At 55.5% G+C, this 12,318-nt stretch carries 10 protein-coding genes and 2 pseudogenes; 2 read left to right on the top strand and 10 right to left on the bottom strand.

From position 1 onward, the window contains the following. Nucleotides 1-7 precede the first annotated feature (7 nt). The 4 genes from brxC to CATRI_RS06420 all read right to left on the bottom strand — a co-directional run bounded on the left by brxC (nucleotide 8) and on the right by CATRI_RS06420 (nucleotide 5,015). Nucleotides 8-3,514 (bottom strand): BREX system P-loop protein BrxC, encoded by a 3,507-nt coding sequence (brxC, locus tag CATRI_RS06405; RefSeq protein WP_290220773.1) that lies wholly within the window; start codon nucleotides 3,512-3,514, stop codon nucleotides 8-10. A 2-nt stretch (nucleotides 3,515-3,516) separates the two neighbouring features. After that, a complete protein-coding gene (locus CATRI_RS06410) occupies nucleotides 3,517-4,122 on the bottom strand; it encodes a DUF1788 domain-containing protein (protein WP_290220774.1) in 606 nt (201 codons plus the stop codon). A gap of 5 nt (nucleotides 4,123-4,127) precedes the next feature. Next, nucleotides 4,128-4,754, bottom strand: a complete 627-nt coding sequence (locus CATRI_RS06415; RefSeq protein ID WP_290220775.1) for a DUF1819 family protein — start codon at nucleotides 4,752-4,754, stop codon at nucleotides 4,128-4,130. 69 nt (nucleotides 4,755-4,823) lie between these two features. Further along, nucleotides 4,824-5,015: a helix-turn-helix domain-containing protein gene (locus CATRI_RS06420; RefSeq protein ID WP_290220776.1), complete on the bottom strand. Its 192-nt coding sequence runs from the start codon at nucleotides 5,013-5,015 to the stop codon at nucleotides 4,824-4,826. Between the two features lie 242 nt (nucleotides 5,016-5,257). Here CATRI_RS06420 and CATRI_RS06425 point away from each other — a divergent pair. After that, nucleotides 5,258-5,512: pseudogene (locus tag CATRI_RS06425) on the top strand (integrase core domain-containing protein); the annotation flags it as partial. Then, nucleotides 5,511-5,735 (top strand): annotated as a pseudogene (locus CATRI_RS06430) (transposase); the annotation flags it as partial. The pseudogenes CATRI_RS06425 and CATRI_RS06430, both read left to right, overlap by 2 nt. Nucleotides 5,736-6,616: 881 nt before the next feature. Here CATRI_RS06430 and CATRI_RS06435 read toward each other — a convergent pair. The 6 genes from CATRI_RS06435 to CATRI_RS06460 all read right to left on the bottom strand — a co-directional run bounded on the left by CATRI_RS06435 (nucleotide 6,617) and on the right by CATRI_RS06460 (nucleotide 12,224). Continuing rightward, nucleotides 6,617-7,666 carry a TniB family NTP-binding protein gene (locus CATRI_RS06435; RefSeq protein ID WP_290220778.1) on the bottom strand — a complete coding sequence of 350 codons (1,050 nt, stop codon included), beginning with the start codon at nucleotides 7,664-7,666 and terminating at the stop codon, nucleotides 6,617-6,619. 10 nt (nucleotides 7,667-7,676) lie between these two features. Beyond that, on the bottom strand, nucleotides 7,677-9,608 hold the full coding sequence (locus tag CATRI_RS06440; protein WP_290220780.1) for a TnsB C-terminal domain-containing protein: 1,932 nt from the start codon (nucleotides 9,606-9,608) through the stop codon (nucleotides 7,677-7,679). Nucleotides 9,609-9,691: 83 nt separating this feature from the next. Next, nucleotides 9,692-10,507, bottom strand: coding sequence for a TnsA-like heteromeric transposase endonuclease subunit (locus tag CATRI_RS06445; RefSeq protein WP_290220781.1), 816 nt, complete (start codon nucleotides 10,505-10,507; stop codon nucleotides 9,692-9,694). A 473-nt stretch (nucleotides 10,508-10,980) separates the two neighbouring features. Then, nucleotides 10,981-11,163: a hypothetical protein gene (locus tag CATRI_RS06450; protein ID WP_290220782.1), complete on the bottom strand. Its 183-nt coding sequence runs from the start codon at nucleotides 11,161-11,163 to the stop codon at nucleotides 10,981-10,983. Then, nucleotides 11,160-11,855, bottom strand: a complete 696-nt coding sequence (locus CATRI_RS06455; RefSeq protein WP_290220783.1) for a YceI family protein — start codon at nucleotides 11,853-11,855, stop codon at nucleotides 11,160-11,162. The genes CATRI_RS06450 and CATRI_RS06455 overlap by 4 nt, the downstream gene beginning before the upstream one ends. Before the next feature lie 21 nt (nucleotides 11,856-11,876). Beyond that, nucleotides 11,877-12,224, bottom strand: coding sequence for a hypothetical protein (locus CATRI_RS06460; protein WP_290220784.1), 348 nt, complete (start codon nucleotides 12,222-12,224; stop codon nucleotides 11,877-11,879). Nucleotides 12,225-12,318: the final 94 nt, after the last annotated feature.

Consider the following 12,318-nt stretch of genomic DNA (forward strand, 5'->3'; position numbering starts at 1 on the left):
TACTTGTCTAGAGCGCGATGCGCTGGTTGTTGTTGATGGCGATCAGCAGTGTCTCGCGGAGCTGATCCAGGTAGTGTTCGATGTCCTCTGCGGTTTCAAGCACGTCACCTGTACCCGGGAGGGGAATCCTTTTGATCGCAATGGTGTGCTTCGCCGGTACTGGCGCGGGCGGATCTGGGATGTCAGGGTCCGAGTTAACCACGGGTTCTGGGGCGGGGGCAGCAGCCGCGAGCTCGTCGAGGATCTCAGGGTAGGTGGTGTCAGCGAACGTTGTAGCAAGGGATCGGATGACCGGGATCTGGGTTTCGTGTCGGACCCGGTCGAGTACTGTCTGGGATTTCTGGGTAACCGATTGCTGTGCGACCTCGGTTGCATCTTGGTAGGCCTTGCCGGCGGGGATATGCTGCCAACGCGCATTGATGTCGTCAATCGCTTCAGCCTGCTGCTCCTCAATAGCAGTCTGAACGCAGCTTTCCAGTGCCTTTACTGCGGAATTTAACCGGCTGATTTTGTTTCCGCGGAAGACCTGTGGGTCTTCCAGAAGGAGTGACACCTCACCCGCGACATCTGAAGGCAGGTAGCCAAGATTTACCTGCTGGGTCTTCATGAATTCTGCAGCGGTGTCGTAGATCGTGCGCTGCTTGCCGTTGAGAAACGCTTTGACCGGGTCGATGACATTGTCTTTGGCATCGAGCAGATCATCGGCGCCAGGGAAATCGGAGATATACCACTCAGCGGTGTGGCCACACAGCTGCGTGAGCATACTGATGGGCTCATCGAGCTGATCGATAAACGGATAGCGCGCGCCTGCGCTGAGCGACTTTAGTTCGACGAGTTTCTTGTCCAGGAGTTCCTTGCCCATTCGTGCAAGCTCTAAAGGATCCTTGGAAATGGCACCCTCATCAGTGAAATCCATGACGAACTTACGGAAGGAAGACACCACTTTCTGATCGAACACCCGCGGAGGTGCAATGACCATATGCGAGTATTTCTGCGTGTTGCGCAGTGTGGCAGCGATCTCAGTACGTTTAAGGAGAGTCCCGTCCAGGGTGATCTCAATCTTGGACTCGCCTGCAAGGTACGCCACGATGGAGACGGTCGACCAGTGATCCCAGCCGTACGGTTTGGTCGTGTACCTATCGACCAGTTGTCTCATGGTGACCTGTTCGTGGCGTTTACTCCGCATCTCCAGGTGCCCCAGCAGATCTCCACCAGGGACCTCAAGCATGCTAAAGCTCTCATCGAGTAAAGCCCCCTCAGGTGGGTTCACCAGCCTCGAAATGTCCTTTTCCCCGAATGCGTGACCACCGAGCTGACCCAGGTTGGTATACGTCGCTGCGATTAGCCGCTGGAATCCCTCATTGATCCGGCTCACCGGGTCGACCGAGGTCACATCGAGAATCGCCGCGTTGTGAATGAGCACTGCGTGACCAACAGCACTGCGTAGTCGCTCGACGATTTCCTTTTCGCGCTCGGCATTCTGAGTGCCCTTGGCCTGCAAGATGGTCTGCTCAATGGCTGTGCGGCTGCTGGTCTGGGCACGTTTCACGTATTTGTCAGTTTTCAGCTGGAGGCGCAGGTCGAATAGGATTCTTTCACTATCGGCAGGGAGTACCACTCGCAGTTCATCAAGCCCAATGCTGTGTTGCTTGATCTGGTCCAGACTGAAGTAGGTATCGGGACTGGTGAAGTGCAATGAGAGTTCATACTGCTTGCCCACTGGTGCACCGTCAAGCTTGTACCCGAAGGGGAAGCTCTGATTGTTTTTCGCGTACACGACCTTGCTCGTCTTCACCACTGATTCAGCCAGCATTTTCGCCAGCTTCCCCGCAACCTCGGAAGAGTCAATGTCAACGTTTTTGATCTCTTGCTCGATCTTTTGCTCTTCATTGGTGAGGTAGTCGTATACGTCACCATTGCGCTGGATGTAGGTCTGAGATTCCAGCGCTGCGAGAGCTTCGATGACCTCTTTCGACAGGGCAGCTAGATCTGTGCCGAAACGGTTGTAGACCAGTACGGTCAGGTTGCGTGTCGTCGCTTTGAACCCGTCGACGTATTTCACGAGGAATAGCGCTTTGAGCAGCCGGATCGCGAGTTCGCTGAGTTTTCCACTATTTTCAGCGTTCAAGATGGCGCGGTGGTTGGCCGCTTTCAACGAGGCACGGATACCAGCAAACATTTGGTCAAACGAGGCCAGCTGTCCGAGGGGTTTGCCAGCAAGCTGCTGAGCGACCTCTTGGACGACACCAAGCATCGATCTCTCACCGACAGAGCTGTTGCGCCCTTCGAAGAGGTTATGATCCGAGATCCCTTCGATCGCGGACTGGAATAGCGAAAACTGGTAGCTCGCGAACGGGTAGGAACCAACGAAGTGGTCCTTATCGCGGTAATTCGGGTATCGGTTCCCATCGGCGAAGTCGAACAGGGCCTTGAAGTTGGCGTGCTCAGCCGCGTAGATCTTGGCGACCTCTACTGACCCTTCATCGTTTTTAGACAGCAGTCGCTTGCGGATGACCTCTTCGACGTCCTGGCTGGTGAGCTTGAGGCGGTTGGCGAAACGTGCCTGGATCTTGGAGAAGTCGTTGGCCTGGCTCTTAGTGCGGTCGCCGCCAATCTTTTCCATGTCTTCCTGGGAGGTGACAAAGATCCAGGCTCGGCCCTTGCACTTCGTCGCGAGTGACTCAGCGATAGTCTGAAGGTTCAACATCAACTGACTGTTGGTTCCGATGAACTGGCCGACCTCGTCAACGAAGAAGTTGATCCGGAAGCCTTCAGGCTGCTGTGTCAGCCAATCGGCGACTTCGTCAGCGAAGTCCTCAATCGAAACGGAGTACGATGAGCTGTATTGCCGGATGATCCCGGCACTCGGGCTGCCGTTGATCTCAGCGAAAGCCTGGTCAATGTGTCCGGCTTCCAGTGCACTTTGTTCCCGCCCCTGCGACCACGGGATTCCAGCGATACGGGAGAATGCGTCCTTAAACTCCTGATATTGACCGCGGCTGTCGAGGTCACGTTCGAAGCGTGCAATGTGGCCCTGATTGCCGTAGTAACCACGAGATTCGTCAAAGATTTTCACGAAGACCTTCAGCAGAGCGTCGCTTTGGTCCTTGCTGATTAATGTGGCCTTCTGATCAATGTTGAACAGCAGGCTCTTGGCCGCGATCGAGTCGGCCTTAGCGAGTAATGCCGGTAGGAATGCGTCCTCGGACTTAGTACGGAACGACTCTGACACCTTACTGCGCGGGTAATCGTGCCCGTCAATATCACCCAGGAGGTGAGCAAGCATTTTGAGCAGGTGGGACTTGCCTGAGCCGAAGAAACCGGAGATCCAGACACCGTTGGCGTTGGTGTAGTTTGTGTAGGCTTCCAAGACCTGTTCGACGCCCTTGGCGGCTTCGTTAGTGAGGACGTATTCCTCGATCTCGACAGCCAGCTGGGAGGTGTCGTCAGCTTTGATGACACCTTCGATGGGGCGCTGAACGTCTTTGGCGAAGATTTCGTTGATCTGGGTCATCGTCATGCTTCCTGTTCCATAATGTCTTTGGCCCGGTAGTAGCTATCACTCGTGGTGAGGTTGAGTGCTCGGAGCTGGTGACCACCTGCCGGTGTGAACTCGTAGGTTCCCGGGAACCAAGCGAGCATCGGTCTGCCGACCACCACGCTTTGTAGGTTCTCCAGCACGGTATGAGTGCGGATGTAGGGAAATACCTCACCAATGCCAGTAAGAAACACCATGTCGCTCGGGTTCTCAGCGAGGTGTTCACGGATGGCGGGCGCGAGATGGTCATGCGGGTCAAGCATTCCCTGGAGGGCCTCGCGGAATTCGTACTTGTCCTGGGTAAGTTCCAAGGCGAAGAGCCGCTCCCACACTCCTCGCTTTTTGAGGAGCATGATCGCGAGGTCATAGAGGTTGATCTCAATGACGCGCAGCCCGTCATCGCTGCGAAGCTTGGTGGTCACTCGGTTACGCGCAGCTCGCACGTCGAGTTCCCACACTGGCGGGTAGTGATAAATGAAGAAGGGAACTTCCTTTGAGAGTCCTTCCATGTTGAGGAACCGCTTGCTGCGCAGCACCTCGTATACATGTTGCTCCTCATTCTGGAGGTTTCGTTCATTAGTCATACTCTTCATTGGGAGCTCACCTCAACAGGCAGGGTGGTCGGCAGGAAACGCACATCGCTCGGCATGTGGGATTGAAAGAGGCTCAGCACTCGTCCGGAGACCACTGCCGGGACAATATCGCCATGTACAGTGAGAAGCCCCGCCTCGCGGAGCATCCGGAAAAGATTCTGGCGAAGCTTCGCCCGTGTGGAATTTTTGAGATCGTCAAGCTCCGGGTGCCACAGGCTCTTGCCCGTGATGAACCGATCAAAGTCATCGAAGCTGAGCGTCGGGGTCATGAGCAAGAAACGCTCACGAAGGACTTCTTCAGCGAAGTCACCGATCAGTTCGTAGCGACGACACGCGGCAACCCACATGAGGTGGCAACGCTCGGTAGGGCTTGCCTCGACGAGGAGTTCTATCTCCGAGTCGTTTAAGACACTGAGCCGCTGAATAGCCTCACGTGTGATGCGTGTGCGCGATGAGATGGTGCGGACTTGAAGCAGGTTGTCTTCGGTGATGGTCCGTCGGACTGCTTGCCAGTCTTGATTTCGCAGGTATAGCGGCGCGATAAGACCTGCTTCGCGGGTCAAAAGTCCGCCGGTAGTGAAGGAGAGGGAGTACTGGGATGACGCATCGTAAGTTGCGTTCATAGAATCTCCTTCCATGTTGTAGCGGTATATCAAGGTGTGTGGGTTTACCGGTGGCGACATCGGTAGCATTTATTCGGAGCCTCCTGATGCTGAGGCGCCACCTCGCCGCACCCAGTCGTCGACCTCGCTGGCCTGGAACTTCCATAGGCGGCCGATTTTGTGGGCGGGCATGCTTCTGTCCGCGATCCAGGTGTAGACGGTGTCCTTCGAGACTCCGAGATGGGTAGCGATGTCGTCAGCCGATAACCAGAGCTCAGACACTACGGGACCTTTCTTGCTGATGCGGATCAAGGGGGCGTCCCCGTGCTTCTGACCGAGGTTACCGGGTTTGACCCGGTTTTAACTGATCCTACCCGGATATTCCGATGTGATGTTAGGCAGAGTGGAGCTGGCAACGTTACTTTTCCTGGTGCTGTTGCAAAGTTGGGGAGAGCCGAGAAAGTCCAGCTTTCATCTCCTGGTGGGTATCGTGTACCAGCGTTGTCAGGCTGTCTAGAATACTCGTCTATACCTCATCAGCGTTCCAGGACACTTGTCGAAGGCTGGGGATCCGCCAGTCGATGGGCCGGATTGGATCGAGTGCGGATAACGCGATGGCTGAGTCGTTCAATGCCTCGCTGAAGCGGGAGACGCTGCAAGGTTCTGGTAGCTGGGCATCGCCGGTTCAGTGTCGACGGGAGGTGTTCCGGTGGATCACGAGGTACAACACACGTCGTCGGCACTCCGGGATCAGTTACTTGTCGCCGAGGGCTTTCGAAGGGGCTGGAGGAGCTCACCCAACTCGGCCGCACGTTGTGGCGTCGCCGCGACGACGTCCTGGCGTACTTCGATGTCGGGGTGTCCAACGGCCCGGTCGAGGCGATCAACGGCCGGCTTGAGCACCTACGCGGCATCGCACTGGGCTTCGGGAATCTCAACCACTACATCTTGCGGTGTCTGATCCACTCCGGACAGCTACAAAACCGGATCAACGCACTCTAAATCGTGAAGAGCCCGATTAATGAATGGTCCCCGACCAATACTGCAGAACATTCCATTTATCCTGGCTTTGTTTCTGCCTATTCCTTAAGCTCAACAAAACTCTTTCCACATTAAGTGCGAGGCCCTGGATAGGGCCAATGGCTTCTTGGCAATCCCAATCGACCGAATCCGGGAGTATTCGTTGTATCTCACGCTGAATGATGTTCCTCTTTGTAGCCCAACTAGCATCACCCACCACCGCGTTAAGGAAGGATGAACGGGTAAGTAACTCTGTAAATTTAACAGACTCAGGGTATAAAACAATGCGAGGGGCATGGGCGGGAGCTTTCTCCGAGCGGGCATCGCTACTTTCGTGATACCAGCTTATAGAAGCACACTCTTCAGCAAGAAGAGCGATAGGACTGTAAACCGTCACACCGCGAGGAGCCAACTTTCGACGCCAATGCCGCTCAGCTGCTATAGCTTCCTCGAAATCAGCGAGAAAAACCTGCTTTTCCGACCCTGGTCCAGTCCACGCTAATGGCCCGATCCACCGTTTGTGCGTCAAACAAATCCATCCCATGTCGGAACGGAGTCCGATAGGTCTTATAGTCCCCATAATATCCCCGCAACAACGTTCACACAGCGGACGAGCGTATACATGGTTACCTGCGACCGTGTCAGTATGGGAAAAGGCTCGTGGGTGTAAATCTCCCAGTGCACGCCAAGCTGCTTTGCGCCCTGGGTGTAACTGTGCTGAGGAACGAGGGAAAAGTCCCATCTTTCTCAGTTCTATCTCTATAAGATCAACTCTTAAACTATTGTTGCGCGCATGCCGATAGGCATAGGAGTCTAGTATTTCTCCATGCATAAGCCGGGTTCGAATAGGCAGAGGTCGGATCTCATCCATTTGCTACCCCTCTAGGGTATTTCCCTCGTCGATCGACCCTTTTCTGTCGATCAAGCTCTGCTCGATAGTCCGGCAAGATGTCTTCCAGAGCAACCCGATCGAGATGTTCACGTCCGTCGATGATCGCGGCGATTTGTCCCTTACGTAGGAGAGTACGCAAGGATCCGATTACCCCTCCAGTTACTGCGTGGAGCCAGGCGCCTTCTTCTTCTAGTGTTCCTATTTCATGGTTAGCCAAAGGAAATTCTCGCTCAAACAGAGCTATGATCTCTTCCCATTGTTTTCGGTGTTTGGCTGAAGCAAGAGAGTATGGCTCCATTTCTATAAATGTGGTACGTCCTTGCATTTGCGCCCCCATAGCGCCCCCTAGAAAATCACTTTGGGAGAGATTTACACCTACGTAAAGAAATGTCGCAGGAATGCGTTCCGAGAATGCCTTGAGTGCAGAAGCAGCTTCCATTCCAGCCTGGGCCCGGGTGCGAAGATGTTGAATTTCGTCGAGGATAACCATGCTGGTTTCCATTTGTCGGAGGACGTTCACCACCACGTCCATCTGCCTTTCTGTTGTCAACCTTTGAGATAATGGCAGCCCCAAAGTGTTTGCAAATCGCGTCATTAGGCCTTTGGGGGTGGTTTGTGGCGGGGTGGTGAGGTAAACAACTGGCGTGTACCGATTATCGGTTTCACGAGCAGACTTAGCTCTCATTCGTTCTTCGTGCCGGCGGCCCAAGTACATTGCGGCGGTACTTTTTCCCATGGTTTGACGACCGGAAACCGCTAGCGCTTGGCGGGCTGTGAAATGGTGCCCCCTATTCAGACCTGTGACAATCCTCTCTTCACGAATCAATTTGTCGAGATCGGGGGTGGGTAGCACCATAGGGGCGTTGATGAAAGTAATTCGTGCATCGTCGTAGTCCTCACGTTTCGCTAACTTAAGCGCGTCGCGTTCACTGGTCAGAAGCACCGCAGGTCGGTTGGGCTTGTACATCATGAAGTCGCGCCAACCAGTAAGTGAGTCGGGCGTCGATGATAGGAATTCCATCGGTAATCCTTCAAAGTAGTCGATCCGGAAGATCAGTCCGAGGGCTCAGTCGATTTTTCTGGGGCGGTGTTGAGGTGGATATTTGAGACAGGGGAGTGGAATCGACTTCCTCCACCATCTCTAGTTCGGGCACGGTGGGGGAGGAGCGTCGTCGGGCCGCTGAGCGCTCAGTCCCAGTTACCGCAATCCCAGATTGGATACGGATGATTTCTTCCAAGACAGTGTGCTGCGGGACTGACTCGTCTCGAAAAGAAGCAGCTTTACGTGCTGCTTCCAAAACTGCCTTGGAGAACGGAGCCAAGGTTTTATCATCGAGGTGCCAGTGTGCTTCGATCCAACGTCCTTTGAGGTGATCACGGACGAAAATCCTGTTCATACGGGCCGGGTCTGTGCGTACTTCCCACTGGTCTTTCGCACGCCCACCCAGCCCTGAAGGTTGAGAGCGGTATGGATGCAGTTCGGGGGCGTCATAGACTAGACCGGAATAGTTGACGCCATAAGGCTGAATTGAGCGGAAGGACATCGGCAACAACGAGATGTAGTCATCCCGGGTCAAGGCGACCGCCGGGGTGGGGGAGACGCCGGACAAGGCCGCGTACATCTCATTGGGCGAGAGTGCTCTTTTCGGCAGGGCGGGAACGGTCAGATGTTTGCGCGGTGTAGTCTGCCAGGTCTGCACCAGCCATTGGTCGAGGATCGACTGCAGCTGCGACAGAGTCCAGTGTGCCTCGGCTGCAGGGTCGTGGCCCCGACGGTTGATGCTGCGGCCCACATAACCCCGCAGGTATTGGATGAGCCCGTCATGCACCGCCTTGAACTGGCGCTCGATATGCGGCTTCGCGGTCGGGGTGGCTGGGGGAGCGGGGATAATACTGATCTGGAGGCGGTCGCAGGCCACCTGGAACACACTTCCGGTAAACACCCGGCCCCGGTCGATGGTGATGGTCTCCGGATAGATCAGCGGGCGGGCTGCAATGCTGTCGTGGAGGGTTGCATCGGGTTCAATCATCTCGGCAGGCAGCACCGAGCGCGACAATGACAGTTCCTCGGCCCAGCCCGGCTGCATCGGCAGCGGGGTTAATGACCGAGCAAGGACTAGCGCAGCCACGTCGATCGAGGTGGTGGATTCCGGGAAGAGGATGGCGGCGCTAACCGTGCGAGTGGCGACATCAATCATGGAGGTTAGTTCCGGCCGTCCGGTAGTACCGTCCGGGAAGACGACCATGAGGTCTAGGCGGGTGGAATCAATCTCGACGAGCTCACCGGGACGCAGAGGGGTGCGCCGACCGTAAGGGCGGGAAGGACGATTGTCCTGGGTGCGGCGCGACGTGGCATCCCCGAAGGCGTGACTGTCGCGTTCTTCGGCGGCAAGGAGCCGGTAGAGAGTCCGCGAAGTCGGGGTGGGAATGCCGAGATCTTTAGCCTGCAGGGTGACGCGGGTGATGACACGGTTCCGGGTGCCCGTGCTGATGATTTTCTGAGACGCAATCTCATCCCGGATGAGGTTCAATAGGCGGGGATCCTGGTCGCGCCCCGGGGTATGGCGGCGGCGAGTACGACCGTCGACGAGCGCTGTCACACCATGTTTTCTATATTTTGATACGTACTGTCGAATCGTGTACGCCGAGAGCGGGCGAGCGGTTGACGCAAGTTCCCTGGCTTTCGCCTCGACCCTGGCGAGTAGGGGGTGATCAGCCGCGTATTGGGGGTTTGGCTCAGTTGCGATGTTCTCCATCACCGTGAGGGGAGGGGCGCCGTGAACGATCTCGTGGATATGGCGGTACAGCCAGAGGGTCTTTTCTCGGGTTTCGCTGTCGAGGGAGTCCAAGACGGAAACGTCGTCAAGAATGGGGAGGCGGTCTGGGGAATCAGGCTCGTAGGAATCATCGGAGAGTAGTTCTGAAACGCCGAGATGACGCACACGGTTAGTTGTGAGGGACATCAAGGAAAGTGTTGTTCCTTCTAAGGCGATCACTTGGAAAGAATCACCATCGAAATGGAGGTAGTCGAAAAGTCGGACGGATTTCATGCGCTGCTCACCTGATGGGCAGCGAACACTATGGAATCCATATCGAGAAGAGTATCCACGTGGATACCTAAAACCTGTTTCCATAATAGATGCAGCACGTGACCATGGATTAAGGACTTAGGAAGTCTTGTTGTTCGTGCAGCGCGATGGATGCCTGTTTTCAATGAGGTTTCCGGTGTGAAGGCGTCGAGAAGGGCAGCGAGATGAGCCGAGGCAGGGGAGTAGCGATCTTGCCGAAACCCACATAGGAAGGTGATGTTTGACGCCTGAGGCTCAGGAAGACCGGTGAACACGTCATAACCCCAGCCGACCTGTTCACAGATCTGCTGCGTCATCTCGAATTGGCGGACATTGGCCTCCACCTTATCGGGGCGCTTCACATCGATGACCTTTCCGTCACCATCATCAAATCGAACGAAGAAATCTGGGACATGGCCTCGGTGTTTAGGCGTTCCACGGGGCCATTTCAGGACGAAAGGCTGCCACTGAAGGGCGACGACGTGGGGGTCAAAATCAGCATCCATCAGGTATTCGCGTTCCAGGAAGGATTCGTGATGAATGTGCCGTCGGAGGGTCGCTGACCAGTAATCACCCTCGTAGGTGTTCTTGCCTTTCCAAGAGGCCACGGTGCGAATGGGGGTAGCGTCCTCGAAGGGGATGGTGGCAAGACTAGTCGATATTGAATGTTCTGAATAAGTGTTTTCGGCATCAATGAACGCTAGGACCGGCTGATCGTTGTGGTTGAAGTACAGGGGTTGGCTACTTCGACTAACCATAATTCTCCTTGATGGCCGCATATCATGGATGCCCATGTTCCTTTCATCCTAATGCTCATACCAGGGCCGGGTCTATGAGTTATGAAGACTGCACCTCATCGGTGATTGGGCATGTTTTGTGTCAAAAGAGGCGTATTCCGTTATTGGACATGTTTTGTGTCAAAGTGGGCATGTTTCACGTCAACGGACAGTATGGCAACGGTAACACTCGCGGCCATCGACATTAAATGACATAATGTACATTATCGGACTCCTTTAAGTAGGGGCACATGCAGGGAGGCCCTCTTGGTTGCCACAGAGCGAACCGAGGCCATTATGCTCAGTACAGGAGTGCAATTCGAGTTCACTCATTAATCGAGTGGCTGCGCGAGTCCACTCGATTAATGGGTGAACTCAAATCAGTGTTCTCGAATTGCCCTTTTGCTACCCGCACCCAGAATCGTAAAAAGTGGCCCTAGGGCACCTTCTCCCCCTGCACTCCGGGCCACCTCTATTACGTCACTGTGACGTTATTTAGCGTGATCAGAGCCCTTCTGGCGGTAGGCATAAATCAGTTGGGCAACAGTCAGGCCAGCGAGCCCGATGGAAATCACCACGAACAGGGTCTGTGATTGAGCGGCCATGAAGATGCCGAAAGCGATGATGGCGATGAGGCGGATCCACATCGCAGGGATCATGCGGGTGGCGATCATGAGATCTTCTCTAAGGCGACGCGGATGTTCAGTTCGCCTTCTTCGTCGATCTTTGCAGCGACGAACTCGGGTGACTCGACGCCATAGTCGTGCCGGTTGATGCGGATGTCGCCAGAGACGATGATGCGGTCGCCATCGCGAACCACGTCGAAGTCATGGACCAGCGGGCGGCTTTCGCCGCGCACCTCTAGGTCGCCGATGAGCTTAACGGGGACGACGCGGCCATCGCTAGGCACGGCCGAAAGATCGACCGGCTCGGTGACGGTGAACACGGCGTCCGGGAACTGGTCGGTATTGAGGATCTTGTTGCGGACGTTAATGTCGCGGCGCTCGTTGTCCGAGGAGACCTTCGTCATGTCCACAGTGATGGATCCGGCCGTGAGGGTGCCAGCCTCGATCGTCGCAAAGCCCCCGACTGCGGAGGTCGAACCGGACGTGTTCTTGCGCTCGCCGGGCAGGATCTCGAAGAAGGTATACCCGACCGAGGTGGCGTTGGCTCCTCCGCCACGGGCCACTTCCCATTCACCGTTTATGTCTGTGGAAGCAGGCTTGACGTCGTCGGTGCTCAGGCCTTCGGTGCGGACGCCGGGGCCCATGAAGGCTGAATAGACCATCGGGACGACCGCGACGAGCGCTAGGATGATGATCAATACGACGAAGAGAGAAATGACCAGCTTACGGCTGGTGGGCATGGATCTATTGGACATAATCTGCTACCTCAATTTTTCGATGGCCCGAGCAAGCTGCACCAGCTCTGTGCACAGGTCGTTGATCTCATCTGGATCGGCGCCTTCCGAAGCGGCTGTCGCGACATCCTCGGCCGCGCATCGCAGCTCGAACAGAGAATCCCGCAGAGTGTCGACGCGATCAGGGTGAATAATAACCGCATTTTGCGGGATAGTGGTACCCGTGACGTTATTCCGCTGTTCGTAGGCGCGTTGCTTGCAGGAAACGCTGCAGTATTTACGGGGTCTCCCCCGCCCCGACCTGTTGATTTCGCGACCACACCAGGCGCACGTCAACACCTGGTCATTGCGGGATATCGTCACTCGATTAACCATAGTGCATCGGCACTCAAAGGCTGGGAACAAATGGCTGGTGCAGTCCGTTATACTGGTACGTCTATCAGAAAAATCCACAGTAAAGGATGATGCC

The sequence above is a fragment of the Corynebacterium atrinae genome (assembly GCF_030408455.1).
GTDB classification, from domain to species: Bacteria; Actinomycetota; Actinomycetes; order Mycobacteriales; family Mycobacteriaceae; genus Corynebacterium; species Corynebacterium atrinae.

Bases quoted from the DNA above. Each gene is read 5' to 3' on its own strand.
- brxC (WP_290220773.1), bottom strand. From the start codon at position 3,514: ATGACCCAGATCAACGAAATCTTCGCCAAAGACGTTCAGCGCCCCATC.
- CATRI_RS06410 (WP_290220774.1), bottom strand. From the start codon at position 4,122: ATGACTAATGAACGAAACCTCCAGAATGAGGAGCAACATGTATACGAG.
- CATRI_RS06415 (WP_290220775.1), bottom strand. From the start codon at position 4,754: ATGAACGCAACTTACGATGCGTCATCCCAGTACTCCCTCTCCTTCACT.
- CATRI_RS06435 (WP_290220778.1), bottom strand. From the start codon at position 7,666: ATGGAATTCCTATCATCGACGCCCGACTCACTTACTGGTTGGCGCGAC.
- CATRI_RS06440 (WP_290220780.1), bottom strand. From the start codon at position 9,608: ATGTCCCTCACAACTAACCGTGTGCGTCATCTCGGCGTTTCAGAACTA.
- CATRI_RS06445 (WP_290220781.1), bottom strand. From the start codon at position 10,507: ATGGGCATCCATGATATGCGGCCATCAAGGAGAATTATGGTTAGTCGA.
- CATRI_RS06450 (WP_290220782.1), bottom strand. From the start codon at position 11,163: ATGATCGCCACCCGCATGATCCCTGCGATGTGGATCCGCCTCATCGCC.
- CATRI_RS06455 (WP_290220783.1), bottom strand. From the start codon at position 11,855: ATGCCCACCAGCCGTAAGCTGGTCATTTCTCTCTTCGTCGTATTGATC.
- CATRI_RS06460 (WP_290220784.1), bottom strand. From the start codon at position 12,224: ATGGTTAATCGAGTGACGATATCCCGCAATGACCAGGTGTTGACGTGC.